This window comes from Clostridium caldaquaticum (assembly GCF_023806125.1).
GTDB lineage: Bacteria > Bacillota > Clostridia > Clostridiales > Clostridiaceae > Clostridium_AT > Clostridium_AT caldaquaticum.
This window is the reverse complement of the sequence record NZ_JAMSKT010000009.1, coordinates 38,589-59,525: the sequence shown is the minus strand read 5'-3', so window position 1 is coordinate 59,525 and position 20,937 is coordinate 38,589. Positions and strand designations below refer to the sequence as shown.

The following is a 20,937-nucleotide window of genomic DNA, read 5'->3' as shown; positions in this document are numbered from 1 at the left end:
ATTACGGAGCAGTACTACAAGATGATATTGTTCAAATAGATTTTGATTTAAAGAAAGAAGCCGATATTGTAAAAAACATAATAACAGATTTAAATATTAAATGCTGCATATTAAAGACAGATAGAGGGATGCATTTTTATTTTAAAAACACAGATTTAAAAACAAGAAAAATTAAGACAAAGACTCCTTTAGGAGTAACAATTGACATAGGACTTGGCTCAAAGAATTGTATTGTGCCATTGAGAGTAAATGGGGTAACAAGAAGATGGTTAAACAAAACAGATGAAGTTGACTATCTTCCAGAATGGCTAAGGCCATTAAAAACAGCACCGGATTTTTTAAATATGAAAGAAGGAGAGGGAAGAAATCAAGCATTATTCAATTATATATTAACCCTTCAATCAGAAGGTTTTAGTAAGGATAGTATTAAAAACATTATAAATATCATAAATAAATATATTTTAAAAGACCCATTAGAACAAAGAGAAATAGATACAATACTTCGTGATGAGGCATTTTTAAAACAGTCTTTTTATCATAAGTCAAAATTTCTTCATGACCAGTTTGCAAGATTTATAAGGGATGAGGAACATATTATAAAGATAAACAATCAACTTCATATATACAAAGATGGTGTTTATATAAGTAACTACTTAGAAATAGAATCAGCTATGATTAAACATTTACCAGAGCTTAATAAAGCAAAGAGGAATGAAACTATAAATTACCTAGAACTTATTACTAATAACGTTATTCAAAGCTTTGAAGATTATAATCGCATAGCATTTAACAATGGAATTTATAACATAATAGATGATTCTTTTACAGAACATTCTCCAGATTTTATCATCACTAACAAAATTCCGTGGGATTATAACCCAAATGCTTATTTCGAATTAGCAGATAAAACCTTAGATAAAATCAGCTGCAATGATGCTGAAATTAGAAGTGTACTTGAAGAACTTATAGGATACACATTTTATAGAAGAAATGAAATTGGAAAAGCTTTCATTTTAACTGGTGAAAAACAAAATGGGAAATCAACATTTTTGGATATGGTAACTACACTTATAGGTATTTCTAATATTGCTGCTCTTGATTTAAAGGAACTGGGAGAGCGATTTAAAACAGCAGAATTATTTGGAAAGCTTGCAAATATTGGTGATGACATTGGAGATGAATTTATTGCAGAGCCTTCAATGTTCAAAAAACTTGTTACAGGAGATAGAGTTAATGCAGAAAGAAAAGGCAAAGATCCGTTTGAGTTTAATAATTATTCCAAGCTTTTATTTTCAGCAAATAATGTTCCAAGGGTTAAAGATAAAACAGGAGCTGTCCAAAGAAGACTTCTTATAATTCCGTTTAAGGCAAAGTTTACAGCAGATGATCCTGATTTCAGACCAGATATTAAATATGAATTAAGGACAAAAGAGTCAATGGAATATTTGATTTTACTGGGTTTAAAGGGGCTTAAAAGAATCCTACAAAATAAAAAGTTCACAAAATCCATACAAGTGGAGCATGAGCTTAAAGAATATGAGAAGACCAACAATCCAATTATTGAGTTTTATGAAGAATATGAAACACAAGTGGAAAATGAGCCAACGAAAAATGTCTATAAGAATTATTTGGAGTTTTGCTTAAATAATAATCTGCAGCCTTTAAGTCATATAGAATTTTCAAGACAGATTACCAAGAGGTTCGGTTATAAAATTATAGATAAAAAAATTGATGGGAAGAAATATAGGATATTTGTGAAAATGTAAGTACAAGATGGGTTCTATATGAGTTCAACATAAGTACAAGATTGTAACGTAGTAAAATCAATGGGGTACAAGATGTCCAAGATGTATATACCCTTTATATAATAAGATATAGTATATATAAAAATATTACTATATAAAAAAGAAATATATATATATAACTAGGTATCATGTACTCCCTAAGCAAGGGGGAATTGTAAATGAGCGATAGACAAGCATACTCAGATCCTACAGCTGCAAAGGCTGTTGGGAATGGAATAAAGGAATTAAAAAAGAAAAAAACAATAAATAGTTGTTTTGCCTTAAGAAAAGGTAAGTGCAGTGTGCTAAATGTTAGAAAATGTGATGACCTAAGTTGTGGTTTTTATAAAACTAATCAACAGCTTCAGCAGGAAAAGAAGCTAACTTTTAAAAGGATTAAATCCTTAGATAAAGGTACACAAGTGCATATTGCAGAGTCCTATTATGACAATAAAATGCCTTGGCTAAAGGAGGAGATTTAGCATGACAGCCAAAGAATATTTATCACAGGCTTATCATATAGACCAAAGAATTAATAGTAAGTTAGAGCAGATTGTTTCCTTAAGGGCATTAGCTACAAAAGCTACATCCACATTAAGTGATACACCACCTAGTGGAACTCGTAATGTGCATTCTATGGAGGATATAATAGCTAAGATAGTTGATTTAGAAAATGAAATAAATAGAGATATTGATATTCTTGTGGATTTAAAAAGGGAGTTTGTTTCAGTTATTAGAAAAATAGATAATACAGAATATCAGACTCTATTGGAACTTAGATATCTCTGTTTTAAAACATGGGAACAGATTGCTGTTGATATGGGATACAGTTTACAGCATATATTTCGTATTCATGATAAAGCTTTAAAAGAAATAAATATTTCATAAGATGAGAGTAAATGTGATAGAAAGAGAGTATCAAAATGTGTTTATATTATAATTGGAGGATTAGAAAGATGAGTTATAAAGAAGCTTTGTTAGACGGGATTAGGATTGAACAAAAAGGTAAACAAGATAGATACTACCCTAGATGTATATTTTGTGGTACAGAAGTAATGTCATGTAACTATGTACCAAATTATAATTATATCTGTTCTGATTGTAAAAAAATTAAAAAAACTATTTTGAAAACGGAAATTTTTAGAATAAAAACAAAAGATGAGAGTAAATGTGATAGAAAGAGAGTATTAAAATCTGATTAAATTATAATTAGGAAAAAAGAATTTAGATATATATTAAAGAGGACACTAAAAGACATTGAAAGACACCCTTGTATCCGCAGTAGTATTATAATAGACGAAGTGAAAAAACAGATGAAGCCATCACAGAAAAAACTGTGGTGGTTTTCATATGTAAAAACATAACTTGGGAGGACTGATATATATGCCAGTAAAACCTAAACGACCCTGCAGTTATCCTGGCTGTCCTGAACTTACCTGTGGCAGATACTGTGAGAAACATCAAAAGGAAATAGATAAAAACTATAATAAAACCTGCAGACCTTATGGTTACCTTTATAACAGCGGCAGGTGGAGAAGACTTCGTAAGCAGTTCCTGATTGAGCATCCACTGTGTGAAGAGTGTAAAAGAAAAGGTATTGTTACTGCTGCTGAAGTAGTGGATCATATTAAACCGCATCAAGGTGATGAAAGGCTGTTCTGGGATGAGAGGAATTGGCAGAGTTTATGCAAAAGCTGTCATGATAGGAAGACCGCTAAGGAAGACGGCAGATGGGGAAGGAAGAGAAGAGTTTATTCCTATTAAAGTTATCAACAGTGATGTGTTAATAACTTGTGGACAATCTGTTGATAATTCTTTGAGCAAGGGTAGGGGGGTATATTTCCTCACCACTTGAACCCCCCTACGTCGGGCGGCTCCCTTCGCACGAAATTTCGCAGAATTTAATAAGGGGGGTAGCATATATTTCATAAAAAATCAGTTGTAACCATTGGAAAATCAGCAATCAAGTTGTTTTATATTTTGCAGATAAGTATCTGTAAAAAATCAGAAGTAAAAGCCTGTGAACCTTGAAAATACAAGGATTTATAGGCTTTTGATGTTTATATAAAAACTATTCAAAAATCAAGTTCAATGAGTGATTTTTAAATGTTTTTATGGCATTTTCTAAAGATTTTGCATTAATCTTATCGCAAAAAGGAAAGGAGGCATAAAGAAATTGACTGAGGTGGAAAAACAGCAGATTCATGAACTAAGGCTTAAAGGTTTAGGATATAAAGCAATAGCTGCAGTTCTTGGTTTATCAAGAGATTCAGTAAAAAGCTACTGTAAAAGGAATGGTCTTTGCGGTGATGTTTCTGTAGTAAGTTTGAACATTGAAGAGATGAAAAAGCAGAATCTTGTATGCCTTCACTGTGGTAAGAAATTAAAACAAAAGGGAAAAGGGAGAACAAGGAAATTCTGCTGTGAAGAATGCAGGAGAATCTGGTGGAAAAACAATCAGGATAAAAGAAACAAAAAGGATACAGCTGTTTATAAATATACCTGTGTCTATTGCCAGAAAGAGTTCAGCTCTTATGGAAATAAAAACAGAAAATACTGCAGTCACAACTGCTATATAAAATCAAGGTTTGGGGAGGTTTAAGAAGATGCAGTTTAAGAAGTTAAAAATAGACAGCCTTATACCAGCTAAATATAATCCGAGAAAAGATTTAAAGCCGGGTGATAAGGAATATGAAAAAATAAAAAATAGTTTAACTGAATTTGGATATGTAGACCCTATTATTGTAAATTCAGACCTTACAATTATTGGTGGTCATCAAAGATGGAAGGTTTTAAAAAGCTTAGGCTATACAGAAGTTGATTGTGTTGTTATTGATATAGATAAAACAAAGGAAAAGGCTTTGAATGTGGCACTTAATAAAATAAGCGGAGAATGGAATGAAGCACTTCTTGCTGAACTTATTAAGGATTTGCAGAGTATAGATTATGATGTTTCCTTAACAGGTTTTGAACCGCCGGAGATAGAAGAACTGTTTAGCAATGTTCATGACAAGGAAATAAAAGAAGATGATTTTGATGTTGAAGATGCTTTAAAAGAACCTGTAATTTCAAAGCAGGGAGATTTGTGGCTGCTAGGAAGGCACAGACTGATTTGCGGGGACAGTACTAAAGCTGAAACATATGAGGCTTTAATGGATGGTAAAAAAGCTAATTTAGTTGTTACAGATCCTCCCTACAATGTTGCATATGAAGCAAAAGCCGGAAAGATTCAAAATGATAACCTTAAAGATGAGGAGTTTTATAAGTTCCTTTATAATGCTTTCACTAATATGTATGATGCAATGGAGAAAGATGCTTCAATATATGTATTCCATGCAGATACAGAAGGATTAAACTTTAGAAAGGCTTTTAAAGCTGCTGGATTTTATCTATCCGGAGTTTGTATCTGGGCAAAGCAAAGCTTGGTACTGGGCAGAAGTCCTTATCAATGGAAACATGAACCTGTGCTCTTTGGTTGGAAGAAGGAAGGCAGGCATAATTGGTACTCTGATAGAAAACAAAGTACTATATGGAACTTTGACAGACCATCTAAAAATGCTCTCCATCCAACAATGAAGCCAGTAGCGCTTTGTGCTTATCCAATTGAAAACAGTAGCATGAGCAATTGTATTGTTCTTGATCCTTTTGGCGGTAGTGGTTCTACTTTGATTGCTTGTGAGCAGACTAATAGAATCTGCTATACCATAGAGCTTGATGAAAAGTATGCTGATGTTATTGTAAAGAGATATATAGAGCAGGTTGGAACTGATGAAGATGTGTTTCTTTTAAGAGATGGTAATAAAATTAAATATGCTGATATAAAAAAGGAAGGTTGTGATTAATATGACCTTCCTTGATTTCTTTGCAGGAATAGGCGGCTTTCGATTGGGGTTAGAACTTGCAGGACATAAATGTATAGGATTTTGTGAAAAAGATAAATTTGCAGTAAAAAGCTATAGAGCTATGTTTGATACGGAAGGAGAGTGGTATGCAGATGACATTACAAAACTCAAATCAGAAGACATACCTTATGCAGACATCTGGACATTTGGTTTTCCATGTTTTGAAGCAGGAACTCTAATAATGACAGATAAGGGCTATGTTCCAATTGAGAAAATTGAAATAGGAATGAAAGTATTAACGCATAAAAATAGGTTTAAATCAGTTATTAAACCAATGAAGTGTTTTGCCAAAAAAGCCTTAGAATTAGATTTCTATGGAGTAGATAGATTAATTGCAACAGAGGAACATCCATTTTTTGTGAAAGATGGCACTACATTTAAATGGGTTAGGGCGAAAGACCTAAAAAAAGGTGATAAAATTGGTATCCCAATTAATCAAAAGTCTGAGCTGCCAAATTGGAAAGGGATTCATTATGAGAGACATGGTAGAGAGTATGTATTAAATAATTTGCAATTAAATAATCAAGATTTTTGGTGGTTTGTAGGCTGTTATTTTGCAGATGGTTGGTACAGAATTACTAAAAGAAAAAATGCAACTGATAATTATAGAGTTGTAATTGCATGTAATGAAGAAAAGTTAGAAAGATTTAGAAATCATGTGGGTTCAATGTTCCATTATTCTATAAGCAAAGAAAGAGGGATTTATAAAGTTCATATTGTTAATAAGGAACTGACTGTATTTTTGATGCAATTTGGAAAAGGTGCCTACAATAAACATTTAACAGAATCTATTTTAAATTTACCACAAAAATTATTAAGTTCATTTTTAGAAGGATATTTAGAAACAGATGGTTGTATGGTAGGGAAATATTACAAAGCTATAACTGTATCCAGAGAGCTTGCTTATGGGATTCAAGCTTGTATTCATAAAGCATACCATAGACCTTGTGCATTATACAAATCTAATAGACCAAAGACACATTTGATTGAGGACAGGATTGTAAAGCAACGTACAACGTATACCATAAGTTTTAAGATGGAATCATCAAAAAGAGATGGTTCTTTTTTTATGGACGGATATATTTGGGTTAAATTTAATGGTGGTAAATTAATAGAATTTAATAACTATGTTTATAACATGGAGGTGGAATATGATAATTCATACACAGCAAACAATCTTGGAGTCCACAATTGTCAAGATATCTCAGTTGCAGGAAAACAAAGAGGACTCAGTGGAGAAAGAAGCGGCTTATATTTTAGAATTATTGACCTTATCAAAGGCAAAGAAGAAAAAGATAAACCCTCATACCTTCTTATTGAGAACGTTAAAAACCTGCTGTCAATTAATAACGGATGGGACTTTGCAGCCGTTCTCTCTGAGCTGGATGAAGCAGGGTATGATGCAATCTGGCAGGTGCTTAACTCTAAAGACTTCGGAGTTCCCCAAAACCGAGAGCGCGTGTTCATTATTGCAAATCTTAGAACCAGAGGTAGACGAAAAGTATTACCTATCACAGGAGAAAACACAGCAGCTCTTAAGCAGATTATAGGTGGCTGTCAAGGTGAGCGGGTTTATGATGCAGAAGGAGTAGCTTGCACACTTACAGGTTGTGGCGGAGGTGGAGGAGCAAAGACTGGTCTTTACTGTGTAGGAAATATAAATCCAAGCGGCAAAGGTATGAATGGAAATGTTTATTCATCAGAAGGAATTGCTCCAACAGTTACAACTAATAAGGGTGAAGGAAGTAAAATTTTTATAGACCAGTCTTATACAAAGCCAAAGCTCACAGATACCTCAAGATGTATTACTTCCCGTTATACAGCAGGAGTTGTAAATAGAACTGCAATGAATAGCGGAGTTTTAGAGAGTGTTCCAATTGGGTTTAATAGAAATGATGGTATTCTTGATGAAATAAAAACAGCACATACAATCAGTGCCAGTGATTGGAGAGGACTAAACAGAAATCAAACACAAAATGCTGTTCTTGAAGCAAGGGCAGTTATAACTCCTGAAAGAGGAAATAAACGTCAGAATGGAAGGAGATTTAAAAATGCAGATGAGCCAATGTTTACTTTAACAGGGCAGGACAGACATGGAGTTGTAGTTAAAGAAGCTACAAAAAAAGGCTATGCTGAAGCTGAGATTGGAGACAGCATAAATATTTCAGTCCCTAATTCAAAAACAAGAAGAGGCAGAGTTGGAAAAGGTATATCAAATACTTTAGATACAGGATGTCAAATGGCTACATTGGACAGAAATTATCGTATTAGAAGGCTTACACCAAAGGAATGCTTCAGACTTCAAGGCTTTCCAGATGAATTATTTGAAAAAGCAAGGGTTGTAAATTCAGATGCTCAGCTATATAAGCAGGCAGGTAATGCAGTAACTGTAAATGTAGCTTTTGCAGTAGCTGCAAGTTTACCATCAGATGACGAATAGAGTCGTAAAAATTATGTGTTTTATTTGATAGATATAACTGGCTATATACTGCTTTCAGAGGTAATATGTACACTACTAAAAGGTAATAAACACACTTTGAAAGGGGTAGAAAAAATGAAAGAAGAATTAAGAAGGCTAACCAAGGATGGAGAATTAAAATTTTACCATGGAACCAGAGAAGAAAATAGGGAAAAGGCTTTAAAGCTTTTAGAAACAGCACAAAAAAGCGGTTATCAAGGTTATAAGGTTTACTCAAACAGCTTTGGATACATTGTAAGATTGGAGGGCTAAACTTGAAAAGCCAAAGATTTGGAATAGAAATTGAACTTACAGGTATTACAAGAGCTGCTGCTTCAAAAGCAGTGGCGGCTTTTTTAAAAAGCAAAGCACAGCATGCAGGCGGGAGTTATGATGAGTATCACATCAAAGACTTTAATGAAAGAGTATGGAAAGTAGTTCAAGACGGCAGTATAGAACCTCAAAAGAAAGTTGAAGGAGAAATTGTTTCAGCATCAGATATTTATAAAGTTGAGATTGTAAGTCCGGTTCTTGTTTATGAAGATATTCAGACTCTGCAGGAATTAGTGAGAAAACTTAGAAAGACAGGGGCTTTTGCCAATAAAAGCTGTGGAATACATATACATGTTGATGGAGCAAATCATACACCTGTAAGTCTAAAAAATCTTATAAATTTAATAGCCAGCAAGGAAGATTTAATTTATAAAGCTCTTGATATTGAAACTTCAAGGATCAGATATTGTAAAAAGGTAAACGAAAATCTTCTTAACACCATAAATAAAAAGAAACCTGAAACTCTTGAAGAGCTTGCTGAAGTTTGGTATGAAGGCTACAGCAGAGAATCAAGAAGAAAACACTACCATCCAACAAGATATTATGGTCTTAACCTTCACAGTATATTTGATAAAGGAACGGTAGAGTTTCGGCTTTTCAATGGAACAACTCATGCAGGCAAAATAAAAGCATATATTCAATTTTGTCTTGCAGTGAGTCATCAGGCAATAACTCAAAGAAGTGCCAGTGCAAAAAGAACTAAAACCGATAATGAAAAATATACTTTCAGATGCTGGATGTTAAGACTTGGACTTATAGGCGAAGAGTTTGAAACCTGCAGGTATCATTTCTTAGCAAACCTTGAAGGGAATTCTGCATGGAGACATGCAGCTTAAATATTGTATATTGGAGGAGAAAATTAATGCTGTATTTTGCTTATGGTTCAAATCTTAATAAGGTTCAAATGAAAAAAAGATGTCCTGATTCAGTTCCGATTATTAAAGTAAAGCTAAATGGATATAAATTAGTTTTTAACACGGTAGCAGATATTATTGAAAGTGCTGATGATGTAGTTTATGGAGCTGTTTATAAAGTTTCAGATAAAGATATCAAAAATCTTGATATGTATGAAGGGTATCCAAGACTATACAGAAAAATAAACGTAAAAGCAGAAGATGAGAATGGGAAAATTTATGAAGCCTTTGCTTATATAATGAATGAAAAAGGAACAGGAAAACCCTCAGATATGTATTACAGTATTATAAAGCAAGGTTTTAAGGATTGGGATTTGACGCTTGAAAGTCTTAAAGAAGCAAGGTTGAGAAGTTTTGAAAATAACGATAATACCTATTAAATAAAAATATTTATTTAATAACAAGTATTGACAAAATGCAACAAGAATTTTGTGCTATACTGTTGAAAAGCCGGGGGTGAGGGGAATACTTAAGTTGTATGAGGAGTTAAAACGAGAAAAGAAAAAGTTAGAAGATATGATTGAAACTGGATATGAAAATCTTACTAATGAAAAAATACTTAAGCAAAGCGAAATTTTAGACAAGCTTATAGCAGCTTATCAAAAATTAAATATGCAGAATTTTAAACATAAAGAATAAAATTTATCCCATAGGTAAAACGAAATATGCAATTTCAAGAGCTTACTTTTGTAGGCTCTTTTTATATATAAAATCAAGGATTGGAGGTGATACCTATGGCTCAAAGGGGAAGAAAACCAAAACCAACAGCATTAAAAATACTTGAAGGAAATCCAGGGAAAAGACCACTTAATGTAGATGAACCAAAACCTGAGAAAAAAGCACCTAAATGTCCAGGCTGGCTTGATGCTGAAGCTAAAAAAGAGTGGAGGAGAATGTCAAAGCAGCTTGAGGCAATGGGAATACTTACAGAAATAGATATGGCAGCCTTTGCAGGATATTGTCAAGCCTATGCAAGGTGGAAGGAAGCAGAAGAATTTATAACTAAACATGGAACTATTGTAAAAACACCATCGGGATACTGGCAGCAGGTGCCACAGGTATCTATCGCTCAAACCTACCTTAAAATCATGAACAGATTCTGTGAACAGTTTGGGCTTACTCCATCAGCAAGAAGCAGAATAGTCACTGACAATATAAATGATGAAGAAGATCCAATGGAACTTATACTTTATAAAGGAGGCAGTAAGAGTGTATGATGAAGCAAAAGCACAGCATGCCGTAAACTTTATTAACTGCTTAAAGCATACAAAGGGTCAGTGGCGTGGTGTTCCTTTTGATCTTCTGCCTTGGCAGGATAAAATTATAAGGGATATATTCGGAACAGTAAAAGAAAATGGATACAGGCAGTATAATACTGCTTATGTTGAAATACCCAAAAAGAACGGGAAATCAGAGCTTGCTGCTGCAGTTGCTCTTTATATGACCTGCGGAGATGGAGAATGGGGAGCTGAAGTTTACGGCTGTGCTGCAGATAGACAACAGGCTTCTATCGTTTTTGATGTAGCTGTTGAAATGGTAGAACAGTGTCCTGCTCTTAAGAAAAGAATTAAACCTGTTCTTTCTGTAAAAAGATTAATATATAAGCCTACAAATAGTTTTTATCAGGTATTATCTGCTGAAGCCTACTCCAAACACGGGCTTAATATTCATTCGGTGGTATTTGATGAACTTCATGCCCAGCCTAACAGGGATTTATATGACGTTATGACCAAAGGGAGTGGTGATGCAAGATTGCAGCCGCTGTTTTTTCTTATAACTACAGCCGGAACAGATAGAAATTCTATATGCTATGAAGTACATCAAAAGGCAGTAGATATATTAGAAGGAAGAAAAATTGATCCAACCTTTTATCCTGTTATTTATGGAATAGATGACAATGACGATTGGACCTTAGAGAAAAACTGGTATAAAGCAAATCCTTCTCTTGGGCATACCATAGATATAGAAAAAGTGAGAAATGCCTTTAACAGTGCAAAAGAAAATCCTGCTGAAGAGAATATATTCCGTCAGCTAAGACTTAATCAATGGGTAAAGCAGTCCACAAGATGGATGCAGATGGACAAGTGGGATGAGTGTGCTTTTAAAGTTGATATAGATAAATTAAAAGGCAGGGAATGTTATGGAGGACTTGACCTTTCAAGTACCACAGATATCACAGCCTTTGTTTTAGTATTTCCTCCAAGAACATCAGATGAAAAATATATTGTTCTTCCTCACTTTTGGATACCAGAGGATAATTTAAATTTAAGAGTAAGACGAGATCATGTACCTTATGATATTTGGAAAAAGCAGGGATACTTAAAAACTACTGAAGGAAATGTAGTTCATTATGGCTATATAGAAACCTTTATTGAAGAGCTTGGGAAAAAATACAACATAAAAGAAATTGCCTTTGACAGGTGGGGTGCTGTGCAGATGGTACAGAACCTTGAGGGAATGGGATTTACAGTTGTACCTTTTGGGCAGGGGTATAAGGATATGTCTCCTCCTACAAAGGAGCTTATGAAAATTACTCTTGAAAAGAAAATAGCCCATGGAGGACATCCTGTTTTAAGGTGGATGATGGATAATATTTATGTAAAAACTGATCCTGCAGGCAATATAAAGCCTGACAAAGAAAAGTCTACTGAAAAGATAGATGGTGCTGTAGCACTTATTATGGCACTTGACAGATCAATAAGATATGAAAATAAAGAAAGTGTCTATGAAAAAAGAGGAATGAGGAGTTTTCTTGATTAGGAGGTGGTGCTTTGAAACTGAAAGATAGAGTGAAGTTATTTTTAACACCGCAGAATGCCTTGTTTGAAGTCCTTCAGAAATATTCGGAGGATTTTTTTAGTGGCGAAGAAGTTGTAAAAGATAATTTTAAAATAGATACAGCAGCCGCTATGAGTTTTTCTGCAGTTTTTGCCTGCAATAGAGTCCTTTCTGAAACCTTGGCAAGCTGTCCTATAATGCTTTATGAAAAAGATGATAAAGGAAACAGGAGGCAGGTTACAGATACTGCTGAATATGGTGTACTTCATTATGCACCAAATGCAGAAATGACACCAGTACAGTTTAAAGAGTTTGGGATGACAAATATAAACCTTGGCGGAAACTTTATAGCACAAAAGGTTTTTAATATTCATGGAGAGCTTTTAGAGCTTAGACCTATATCATGGGACAGAGTAAGAATTGATATAGATAAATCTACAGGAAGACTTCTTTATTATATTGATGGGAAGCAAGAGCCTAAAACAAGAGATGAAATATTTCATATTCCGGGACTTACTTTAGACGGGTATATAGGAATAACACCTCTTAGTTATGCAGCACTTACTATTGATATTGGATTATCGCAGGACACCTTTGAAAGAAATTTTTATCATAACAGGGCTTCAACCAGCGGTATTTTTCAGTATCCTAACGAGCTTTCAGATGAAGCCTTCCAAAGACTAAAAAAGGATATAAAAAAGAATTATACAGGACTTTCCAATGCAGGAGTTCCAATGATACTTGAAGGTGGAGGGCAATTTAAGGAAATAACCATGAAGCTTACAGATGCACAGTTCTTAGAATCTAAGAGATTTAGAATAGAAGATGTGTGTAGAATTTTCAGAGTACCACTTCATCTGGTGCAGGATTTAACAAGATCCACAAATAACAATATTGAACATCAGAGCTTAGAGTTTATTGTTTACACTATGCTGCCGTGGTTTAAAAAATGGGAAGAAAATTTAAATCTTCAGCTTTTATCAAAGGAATCAAGGAGAAAAAACAGATACTTTGAATTCAATATAAGCGGACTTCTTCGTGGAGATATTAAATCAAGATATGAAGCCTATGCACAAGGAAGACAGTGGGGATGGCTTTCTGTTAATGATATTAGAAGGCTTGAAAATATGAATCCAATACCTAATGGAGATAGATATTTGGAGCCTCTCAACATGAGTGAGGCAGGGAAACAGGAAGTTGAGGAAATTAAAAATGAAATCTATAAAATAATAGCTGATAAAAAATAAGAAAAACATTTTAAGGCATAGAAATATGTCTTTTTATTTTGCATTAAAGTGGGTGAAAAAATGGCTGCTAGAAAGAAATACAATAAATTTGATTTAACAGGAGAATATGGAATAGGTTATGACTCAAAAGGCAGAAAGTTTTATTTTGATATAGAGGATTATGAAAGGATTAAAAATTACTATTGGTATGGTGCTTATGATAATAGGAGTAAAAGAATATATTTTTCAGCAGTAATAAATAAAAAACATATTAAACTTCATAGATTTTTATTAAATCAATTTGAGTTTGACAAGAAGAATCTTGTTGATCATATAAATGGAGATTCCTGTGATAATCTAAAAGAAAACTTAAGAATATGTAATCCAAGCCAAAATGTTATAAATGTAAGAAGAAAAAATAATAATACCAGTGGTGCTACTGGGGTAACATGGGATAAAGAAAGTGGTAAATGGCTAAGTTATATCTCTATAAACAAAAAACAGAAAAAGTTAGGGAGGTTTTATAACTTTTATGATGCAGTAAAAGCTAGAAAAGAAGCTGAAATAAAGGTTTATGGTGAATACAGGTTCAGAGGAGGTGAAGCGATTTGAGAGCCAAATATTATAATTTTTCAAGGAAGGATTCTAAAAGTGCTGATTTATATATTTATGGAGAAATAACACCTTATAAATGGGATGATTCAGATGTAACTGCTAATAGCTTTAAAGAAGATTTAGAGAATTTAGGAGATATTGAACTGCTAAATATTTACATTAATTCTCCCGGCGGTTCAGTATTTGAAGGTCAAAGTATTTATTCACAGCTTAAAAGACATAAGGCAATTAAGAAGGTTTATATTGACGGTATAAGTGCTTCAATAGCCAGTGTTATAAGCATGTGCGGTAAAGTTTATATTCCAAAGAATGCAATGATTATGGTGCATAATGCATCAGCTTTTGCAGAAGGAAATGCAAATGACTTTAGGGCTTTAGCTGATATATTAGATAAAGTAAATCAGACCATAGTGGAAGTATATATTGAGAAAACTGGTTTATCAGAGGATAAAATTAAAGAACTAATGGATAAAGAAACATGGCTTACTGGTAAAGAAGCTGTAGATTTAGGATTTGCAGATGAATTAATAGAAGAAAATAAAATTTCAGCTCGATGTAAAAATTACGATATGCAAATTCTAAATAGATATAAGAATACTCCAAAATCTTTGTTGTTAGATAAAAAGGAACTAACCAATAAAAATGAAGAAACAATAAAATTATTAAAAGCAAAACTTGCCTTAGAGTGTGAACTTTAGGGCATCTATTATTTTGAAAGGAAGGTAACGTATATGTCAGAAAAAATGAAAGAATTATTAGCTAAATTATCAAATTTAGAAACAGAATCAAAAAACTTAATTCAAAATGAAGATGCAACAGCTGATGAAATTAATGCAAAGCTTTCTGAAATTAAGGCTTTAAAAGCTAAAATTGAGGCACAAAAAGAAATAGATACATTAAATGCAGAAAGAGAAAAACAGGCTAAGACGCCAGTAAATGAACCAATATATGCTCAGCCTAAAAACCATGATGAAAAGAAGTGGAAGAGCATGGGGGAGTTTTTAGGTGCTGTTGCTAAGGCTTCATCTCCAGGTGGAAGAATGGACAACAGATTAACCTATCAGAATTCAGCTACAGGCTTAAATGAAAGTGTAGCTTCTGAAGGTGGCTTCCTTCTTGAGAATGACTTTATTAATGATTTGTTTGAATCCATGATGACTCAAAGTCAAGTGGCAAACAGAATAAGAATGATTCCAATTGGTGCTAATACCAATAGACTTAGAGCACTTGGTATTGATGAAAACAGCAGAGCAAACGGAAGTAGATGGGGTGGAGTTCAGGCTTACTGGGTAGCTGAAGCTGAAACAGCAGCTCAAAGTAAACCAAAGTTTAAGGAAATTGAAATGTCCCTTCAAAAACTTTTAGCACTTTGCTATGTAACTGATGATTTGCTTCAGGATACTACAGCTTTAGAAGCTATAGTAAGACAAGCCTATGCAGATGAAATGAGTTTTAAGATTGATGATGCAATTATTAATGGTACGGGTGTAGGAATGCCTCTTGGAATATTAAATTCTGATGCATTAGTTACTGTACCTAAAGAAAAAGACCAAGCAGCAGGAACTATAAAGTATGAAAATATACTTAAAATGTGGAGTTCAATGCCTGCAAGACTTAGAGCAAATGCAGTATGGTATATAAACCAAGAGATAGAACCACAGCTTTACACTATGGCTCTTAATATTGGAACTGGAGGAGCACCAGTGTTTATGCCTTCTGGAGGTGCTGCAACTTCTCAGTACAGCACACTGCTTAATAGACCAATTATTCCAATAGAGCAGTGCTCACCTCTTGGTAAAAAGGGAGATATAATCTTAGCAGATCCAACTCAGTACATTGGAATAGATAAGAAAGCGCCATCTGCTGATGTGTCTATTCATGTAAGATTCCTCTATGATGAGCAGGTATTTAGATTCATCTATAAATTTAATGGTATGCCTTATAAGAATAAACCAATAATGCCTTATAAGGGTGCAAATCCATTAAGTCCGTTTGTAACTTTAGGGGATAGATAGAAATTAATAAAATATACCACAAGTAATCATAAAATTGGTAATGTTTATGGTATAATTTTGTTTGTAGAGTGTTCTAATTATAGAATAAATCTATAAATCACAGTTTATAGTGGAGGTATCAAAGACAATGGATATTAAGATATTCAAAGGATTTGAAGATATATATCCAGAAAAAGTAGATGAATCGGATTCTTGGTATTATGGACGATGGACGCCATGTTCAGAAGCCTATGAAGTACCGGATTTTGAAAATAAGTACCCTGGCACGAGACTATATTTTATTGAGTATCCATCAGGAAAAGTTTTAGAGCCAATCAAACAGGAAAAAAATGTTTTTCTAGAAATACCTGTTTATGAGAGTAAAGATAATTCATTTGGAATCATACTCTACGACTTTAATAAAGAAGTTATACAGGTACTTATCTTTAAACCAGAGTGTTCGAGTGTGAAAGTTCTTACAGAAATGTCTTTTTCAAAAGTTGGAGATATGATAAATGTACGATTAGTAACTTCTCCATTTACATTAGTTAAGCACGATGTTCAAGGTGATGCAGTGGATTTTCTGTGGCCAAAAGAAATGCACATCCAACTTGAAGAAAATGAGAGCTTATATTTCCAGAATGATGGAAAATTGTATACGTCAAAATGGATTGAAGATCCGGATTACCGTGAAGAAATTATTATTAGAACTGCAGAAACTGGAGAAATTCTTGAGAGAAGTCCCGGATATTTACGAAGAATGGCAGATGGTTCTGTCTGGAAGATGACTCGGTAAAAATTGCAATTTATAGTTTTAATTATTATTGAAGATAGCGGTGATGACTAAATGATGATTTTATCATTAACATTTAAAATAACATATAAGTAAAATAAAGACTTGCTAAATTGTAGGTCTTTTTCTTTTACCTAAATTTAAAAATTAGAAGGAGGATTTAATCATGAATTTAGTTGAAAAATATAAAGTGGTTCAGGCTGTAGAGCCAAAGACCACTAATGCTGCAATAACAGGAGCATATGTAAGTCTTAAAAATATAATAAGAGGAGCAGTTGTAGTAAATCTAACTCAGGCAGTAGGCCACGCAACTCAAGTTTCCTTGTATCAGGCAAAGGATGTTTCAGGAACTGATGCAAAGCCTTTAACAAATACTGTTCCAGTATGGGCAAATGAAGATGTATCTTCAGGAGATTCACTTTTAAGAAAAGCAGATGGAGTAAGCTACACTGTAGCAAATACAGCAAAAAATAAGCAGGTAGTATTTCATATTGATCCTGCAAAGCTTGATATAAATGAAGGATTTACTTGCCTTAATGTAAGAATTGGAGCAAGCACACAAGCGACTAACTTTGCATCTGCAGAGTATATTTTAGACAGTAAGTACGCAGGAGATAGCCCTTCATCTGTAGTTGTTGATTAATTCAGGGAGCCTTAGTGCTCCTTTTTTTCGAGGTGATAAGATGGCAATTAAAATAATAAATCCACCATCAGTTGAACCCATAACTTTAGAAGAAGCAAAACACCATTTAAGAATAGATGGAAATGATGATGATTTGCTAATACAAAGTCTTATAAAGCAGGCAAGAGAATGGTGTGAAGACTATCAAAATAGAAAATATATAACTCAGACCTTAGAGCTTGTTTTGGATACTTTCCCTAATGGTAATGCTATAGTTTTTAATAGCTGTTCGCCGGTACAAAAGGTGGAAAGTATAAAATATTATGATGAGAATAGACAGGAGTATTTATTTGATGAAAGTAATTACATTGCTGATTTAGATGGATTTGTAAACAGAGTTGTTTTAAATAGAGGAAAGCATTGGCCCGTAGTGGAACTTCAATCTGTAAATGCTATAAGAGTTAGAGTTGTTGCAGGTTATGGAGATGGTGGAGATAAAGTACCTGAAGCAATAAAGTGGGCAATTATTCTTCAAATGAAACTCCTTTATGATGACTACAGACCAGAGGAAAAAACAAAATTAGAAGAAGCAAGAAATGCTCTTCTTTCTATGAATAGGGTGATTCCAGTATGAAATCAGAAGAATTAAGACACAGAATAAAATTGCAGAAAAATATAACCCAAACAGATGATAATGGCTTTGAAACTGAAACTTGGGCAGATTTTAAAGAGCTATGGGCAAAAACTGAAAATCTTCATGGCAGAGAATATTTTGAAGCCGCAGCAGTTCAAGCTGAGAACACTGTGAAATTTACTATAAGGTACACAGATGAAATTGACACTGCAATGAGGATTATTTTTAGAGGAAAACAGTATAATATAACTTCTATTGATAACATAAAATATAACAATAAATTCATTGAAATCAAGGCTTTGGAGGTTGAGGCAAGTGGCTAAAATAGAACTTGAAGGAATGCAGGAGCTTATAGACAGAGTAAACAAGCTGGGTGCAAGAGGAGATGTAATAAAGAAAAGAGCACTTGATAAAGCAGGGAATTTAGTGAAAACTAGCATGGAAAAAAATGCTCCAAGGTCAAACAAGACAAAAAGACATATGGCAGATAATATAAAGGTTTCAGATATTGAAAAAGAAAACGGCGTAGATTTTATTGAGATAGGTCCTAATAAAGGAGATAATTCAGAGTTCTTTTATTCAAAATTTACTGAATTTGGTACAAGTAAAATTACTGCACAGCATTGGGCAGAGAAATCTGTCCTAGAGAATAAAAGAGAGATAAATAACATCATTAAGGAAGAACTGCAAAGGGGACTTGAGGAATGATAAATAAATTGATTATGGATACATTGAAACCTCTTAAGATTCCAGTAGCTTTTCAAAAGTACAGTGGAAAAGCAGAAACTTATATTACTTTTCATGAGTACTTAACTGCAGGTGAAGAGTATGAAGATGATGAAGAAGCTTTGACGGCTCATTATATCCAAGTAGATGTGTGGTCAAAGGGTGATTACACAGATATAGTTAAAAATATAAAAGAACTTTTGCTTAAAGCGGGGTTCAAAAGATTAAATGAAATAGACCTTTATGAAGAAGATACAAAAATCTATCATAAAGGCCTTAAATTTTATTATTTAGAGGAAGGTGAATAAGTATGGCAAGACAGATAGGGCTTAGAGATATTCATATAGCTGTTTTAACAAAGGATGACAGTACTGGTGTTACTTACAGCACTCCGGAAAAGTTAGAAAGAGCAATAAGTGCTAAACTTTCTCCAAAATCAAATTCAGAAAATATTTATTCAGATGATACTGTTGAAGACATAATAACTGCTTTTGAAGGTGTTGATGTTGAAATTGAAGTTAATCAGTTATCACTTACAAGCAGAGCAAAACTGCAGGGATCGAAGGTTGTAAAGGGTGTATTAGTGGAAAATAAGGATGATATGCCTCCAACAATAGCTTTAGGATTTAAATCAAAGAAGAACAACGGAAAGTATAGATATGTATGGCTTTTAAAAGGAAAATTTGAACTTGCTACAGATGAATATGACACAGAGGCAGAAAAGCCAAAGGCACAGAGTGCAAAGCTTAAAGGAAAATTCTATTCTAGGGACTTTGATGGAAATTATAGATTTATTGCTGATGAGGACGCTCAAGGAGTAGATTCAACTATTATTAGTTCATGGTTTACAGCTGTACCTGAAGAGCCTGTCAGTACAACTTAAATCAGTTAAATGCTTAAAAAGAAAACAAGGAAGCAACTATTGGTTGGCAAATTTGTTATTTTAAATTGGTAGTCATTACTAATGATACTTAGTATACTAGAACTGAGGTGATGTATATGAGTTTTTCAGAAAAGCTACAATTGATTAGAAAAGAAAGAGGATTATCACAAGAAGGTTTAGCTGAAGTTATAGGGGTATCGAGGCAAGCAGTTGCAAAATGGGAGTTAGGGCAGTCTTATCCCGATATTGATAAACTAATTCAATTAAGCAATATGTTTAAAATTAGCATTGATAAATTGGTAAAGGATTGTGAAGAAGGGTGCAGCACTAGTGAAAAAGACTCTAAGCAACTTGCAATAGATAATGAGATAATAAATTTTTTAATTAAAGCAAAAAAGGCAACGTACGCAGGAAAAGGAGCTGAAGTTTTACCATCAAGACCAAATTCTCATGATTTTCAATATATAGAAGGAGATCTAAAGTATATTGACACTTATTTAGGAGGAGAAAAGTTTGCAGGGGAAGAAGCATTATGGAAAAACAATATTCCTTTTTGGTCTATGAATTATATTGGGAGAATTGTTGATGAAGGGTTTTCAGGAGATTTTCTGAAGGAAGCATTATTGTTAGTGCCAAAGGAATATCCATATCGAGGACCTATGGTATATCAAAATGGGGAATATAAGTATCATTGCATAATTAATGGAGAGTATGAATGGTTTCAGGGATATGAAGAAATTTTTTATAATAATAAAAAGGTATATGAATGCATGTTTCATGGAGGTTTTATTAAGTAGTTTGTTATTATATTAATCTAAGCATATTGCTACTTAATATATATTGTAATTTTATAAAAATAGGGAAATTACACACTCCCTGTTTTTTTATATCCCAAAATCCAGAAAGGAGCTGATTACATGAAAGCATCAGAACTAAAAAACAAAGGTATTAAAATTATCATAGGAGACAAAGATTATGAACTCAAGTTCGATATGAATACATTTTGTGAGCTTGAAGAGGTCTATGGTGATATCAATCAAGCCTTTGAAGATTTGCAGAATAGAAAAATTAAAGCAATAAGAGCACTTATATATTCAGCAATTAAAGCCGAAGATGAAAGTGTTACTCTTAAAGAAGTAGGAAAAATGTTAACTTTAAATGATATGGAGAAATTAGGCACTGCAATTAATGAAGCATTAAATATGGCTATGCCAGAAGTAACTGAAAATATGGGGGAATAGAAAGCCATTTTGATTCTACATCGTGGGATTGGGA

The 20,937-nt window shown here is 33.5% G+C and carries 27 protein-coding genes and 1 pseudogene; all 28 read left to right on the top strand.

Translation table 11 applies throughout. The features are described 5' to 3' along the window. The first annotated feature begins 128 nt into the window (after positions 1-128). The 28 genes and pseudogenes from M2651_RS07505 (at position 129) to M2651_RS07365 (ending at position 20,903) form a co-directional block, all read left to right on the top strand. Positions 129-1,766 (top strand): DNA primase family protein, encoded by a 1,638-nt coding sequence (locus tag M2651_RS07505; RefSeq protein ID WP_252131727.1) that lies wholly within the window; start codon positions 129-131, stop codon positions 1,764-1,766. 197 nt (positions 1,767-1,963) lie between these two features. After that, the gene (locus tag M2651_RS07500) at positions 1,964-2,266 is read left to right on the top strand and encodes a hypothetical protein (protein WP_252131726.1); all 303 of its coding nucleotides are present in this window, start codon (positions 1,964-1,966) and stop codon (positions 2,264-2,266) included. Between the two features lies 1 nt (position 2,267). Then, positions 2,268-2,672 (top strand): DUF1492 domain-containing protein, encoded by a 405-nt coding sequence (locus M2651_RS07495; RefSeq protein ID WP_252131725.1) that lies wholly within the window; start codon positions 2,268-2,270, stop codon positions 2,670-2,672. 68 nt (positions 2,673-2,740) lie between these two features. Further along, positions 2,741-2,986 carry a hypothetical protein gene (locus M2651_RS07490; protein ID WP_252131724.1) on the top strand — a complete coding sequence of 82 codons (246 nt, stop codon included), beginning with the start codon at positions 2,741-2,743 and terminating at the stop codon, positions 2,984-2,986. Positions 2,987-3,167: 181 nt separating this feature from the next. Continuing rightward, the gene (locus M2651_RS07485) at positions 3,168-3,548 is read left to right on the top strand and encodes an HNH endonuclease (protein WP_252131723.1); all 381 of its coding nucleotides are present in this window, start codon (positions 3,168-3,170) and stop codon (positions 3,546-3,548) included. Between the two features lie 421 nt (positions 3,549-3,969). After that, the gene (locus tag M2651_RS07480) at positions 3,970-4,386 is read left to right on the top strand and encodes an RNA polymerase subunit sigma-70 (protein ID WP_434062141.1); all 417 of its coding nucleotides are present in this window, start codon (positions 3,970-3,972) and stop codon (positions 4,384-4,386) included. A gap of 4 nt (positions 4,387-4,390) precedes the next feature. After that, a complete protein-coding gene (locus M2651_RS07475) occupies positions 4,391-5,626 on the top strand; it encodes a site-specific DNA-methyltransferase (protein WP_252131721.1) in 1,236 nt (411 codons plus the stop codon). Between the two features lies 1 nt (position 5,627). Next, positions 5,628-6,866 (top strand): annotated as a pseudogene (locus tag M2651_RS07465) (DNA cytosine methyltransferase); the annotation flags it as partial. 21 nt (positions 6,867-6,887) lie between these two features. Next, positions 6,888-8,126, top strand: coding sequence for a DNA (cytosine-5-)-methyltransferase (dcm, locus tag M2651_RS07460; protein ID WP_350338294.1), 1,239 nt, complete (start codon positions 6,888-6,890; stop codon positions 8,124-8,126). Positions 8,127-8,240: 114 nt separating this feature from the next. Next, entirely contained in the window at positions 8,241-8,417 is a 177-nt protein-coding gene (locus M2651_RS07455; protein WP_252131720.1) for a hypothetical protein, read from the top strand. A gap of 2 nt (positions 8,418-8,419) precedes the next feature. Beyond that, positions 8,420-9,313, top strand: coding sequence for an amidoligase family protein (locus M2651_RS07450; protein WP_252131719.1), 894 nt, complete (start codon positions 8,420-8,422; stop codon positions 9,311-9,313). Positions 9,314-9,339: 26 nt separating this feature from the next. Beyond that, positions 9,340-9,771 (top strand): gamma-glutamylcyclotransferase family protein, encoded by a 432-nt coding sequence (locus M2651_RS07445; protein WP_252131718.1) that lies wholly within the window; start codon positions 9,340-9,342, stop codon positions 9,769-9,771. 94 nt (positions 9,772-9,865) lie between these two features. Next, on the top strand, positions 9,866-10,030 hold the full coding sequence (locus M2651_RS07440; RefSeq protein WP_252131717.1) for a Spo0E family sporulation regulatory protein-aspartic acid phosphatase: 165 nt from the start codon (positions 9,866-9,868) through the stop codon (positions 10,028-10,030). Positions 10,031-10,125: 95 nt separating this feature from the next. After that, positions 10,126-10,608 carry a phage terminase small subunit P27 family gene (locus M2651_RS07435; RefSeq protein WP_252131716.1) on the top strand — a complete coding sequence of 161 codons (483 nt, stop codon included), beginning with the start codon at positions 10,126-10,128 and terminating at the stop codon, positions 10,606-10,608. Next, a complete protein-coding gene (locus M2651_RS07430; protein ID WP_252131715.1) occupies positions 10,601-12,151 on the top strand; it encodes a terminase large subunit in 1,551 nt (516 codons plus the stop codon). The genes M2651_RS07435 and M2651_RS07430 overlap by 8 nt, the downstream gene beginning before the upstream one ends. Positions 12,152-12,162: 11 nt before the next feature. Further along, positions 12,163-13,416 carry a phage portal protein gene (locus M2651_RS07425; protein WP_252131714.1) on the top strand — a complete coding sequence of 418 codons (1,254 nt, stop codon included), beginning with the start codon at positions 12,163-12,165 and terminating at the stop codon, positions 13,414-13,416. Between the two features lie 60 nt (positions 13,417-13,476). Then, positions 13,477-14,007 (top strand): hypothetical protein, encoded by a 531-nt coding sequence (locus M2651_RS07420; RefSeq protein WP_252131713.1) that lies wholly within the window; start codon positions 13,477-13,479, stop codon positions 14,005-14,007. Further along, positions 14,004-14,708 carry a head maturation protease, ClpP-related gene (locus M2651_RS07415; protein ID WP_252131712.1) on the top strand — a complete coding sequence of 235 codons (705 nt, stop codon included), beginning with the start codon at positions 14,004-14,006 and terminating at the stop codon, positions 14,706-14,708. The genes M2651_RS07420 and M2651_RS07415 overlap by 4 nt, the downstream gene beginning before the upstream one ends. A gap of 33 nt (positions 14,709-14,741) precedes the next feature. Further along, positions 14,742-16,025, top strand: coding sequence for a phage major capsid protein (locus M2651_RS07410; protein ID WP_252131711.1), 1,284 nt, complete (start codon positions 14,742-14,744; stop codon positions 16,023-16,025). Positions 16,026-16,134: 109 nt separating this feature from the next. Continuing rightward, positions 16,135-16,800, top strand: a complete 666-nt coding sequence (locus tag M2651_RS07405) for a hypothetical protein (RefSeq protein ID WP_252131710.1) — start codon at positions 16,135-16,137, stop codon at positions 16,798-16,800. Positions 16,801-16,963: 163 nt separating this feature from the next. After that, positions 16,964-17,440: a hypothetical protein gene (locus M2651_RS07400; RefSeq protein WP_216433306.1), complete on the top strand. Its 477-nt coding sequence runs from the start codon at positions 16,964-16,966 to the stop codon at positions 17,438-17,440. 40 nt (positions 17,441-17,480) lie between these two features. Further along, entirely contained in the window at positions 17,481-18,053 is a 573-nt protein-coding gene (locus tag M2651_RS07395) for a head-tail connector protein (RefSeq protein WP_252131709.1), read from the top strand. Continuing rightward, positions 18,050-18,376 (top strand): phage head closure protein, encoded by a 327-nt coding sequence (locus M2651_RS07390; RefSeq protein ID WP_252131708.1) that lies wholly within the window; start codon positions 18,050-18,052, stop codon positions 18,374-18,376. Before M2651_RS07395 ends, M2651_RS07390 begins: the two co-directional genes overlap by 4 nt. Further along, the gene (locus M2651_RS07385) at positions 18,369-18,761 is read left to right on the top strand and encodes an HK97-gp10 family putative phage morphogenesis protein (RefSeq protein WP_252131707.1); all 393 of its coding nucleotides are present in this window, start codon (positions 18,369-18,371) and stop codon (positions 18,759-18,761) included. The genes M2651_RS07390 and M2651_RS07385 overlap by 8 nt, the downstream gene beginning before the upstream one ends. After that, on the top strand, positions 18,758-19,087 hold the full coding sequence (locus M2651_RS07380) for a hypothetical protein (protein WP_252131706.1): 330 nt from the start codon (positions 18,758-18,760) through the stop codon (positions 19,085-19,087). The genes M2651_RS07385 and M2651_RS07380 overlap by 4 nt, the downstream gene beginning before the upstream one ends. Positions 19,088-19,089: 2 nt before the next feature. Continuing rightward, positions 19,090-19,662, top strand: coding sequence for a major tail protein (locus M2651_RS07375; protein WP_252131705.1), 573 nt, complete (start codon positions 19,090-19,092; stop codon positions 19,660-19,662). 116 nt (positions 19,663-19,778) lie between these two features. Next, positions 19,779-20,459, top strand: coding sequence for a DUF5680 domain-containing protein (locus tag M2651_RS07370; RefSeq protein ID WP_252131704.1), 681 nt, complete (start codon positions 19,779-19,781; stop codon positions 20,457-20,459). Positions 20,460-20,579: 120 nt separating this feature from the next. Beyond that, entirely contained in the window at positions 20,580-20,903 is a 324-nt protein-coding gene (locus M2651_RS07365; protein ID WP_252131703.1) for a tail assembly chaperone, read from the top strand. The last annotated feature ends 34 nt before the right edge of the window (positions 20,904-20,937 follow it).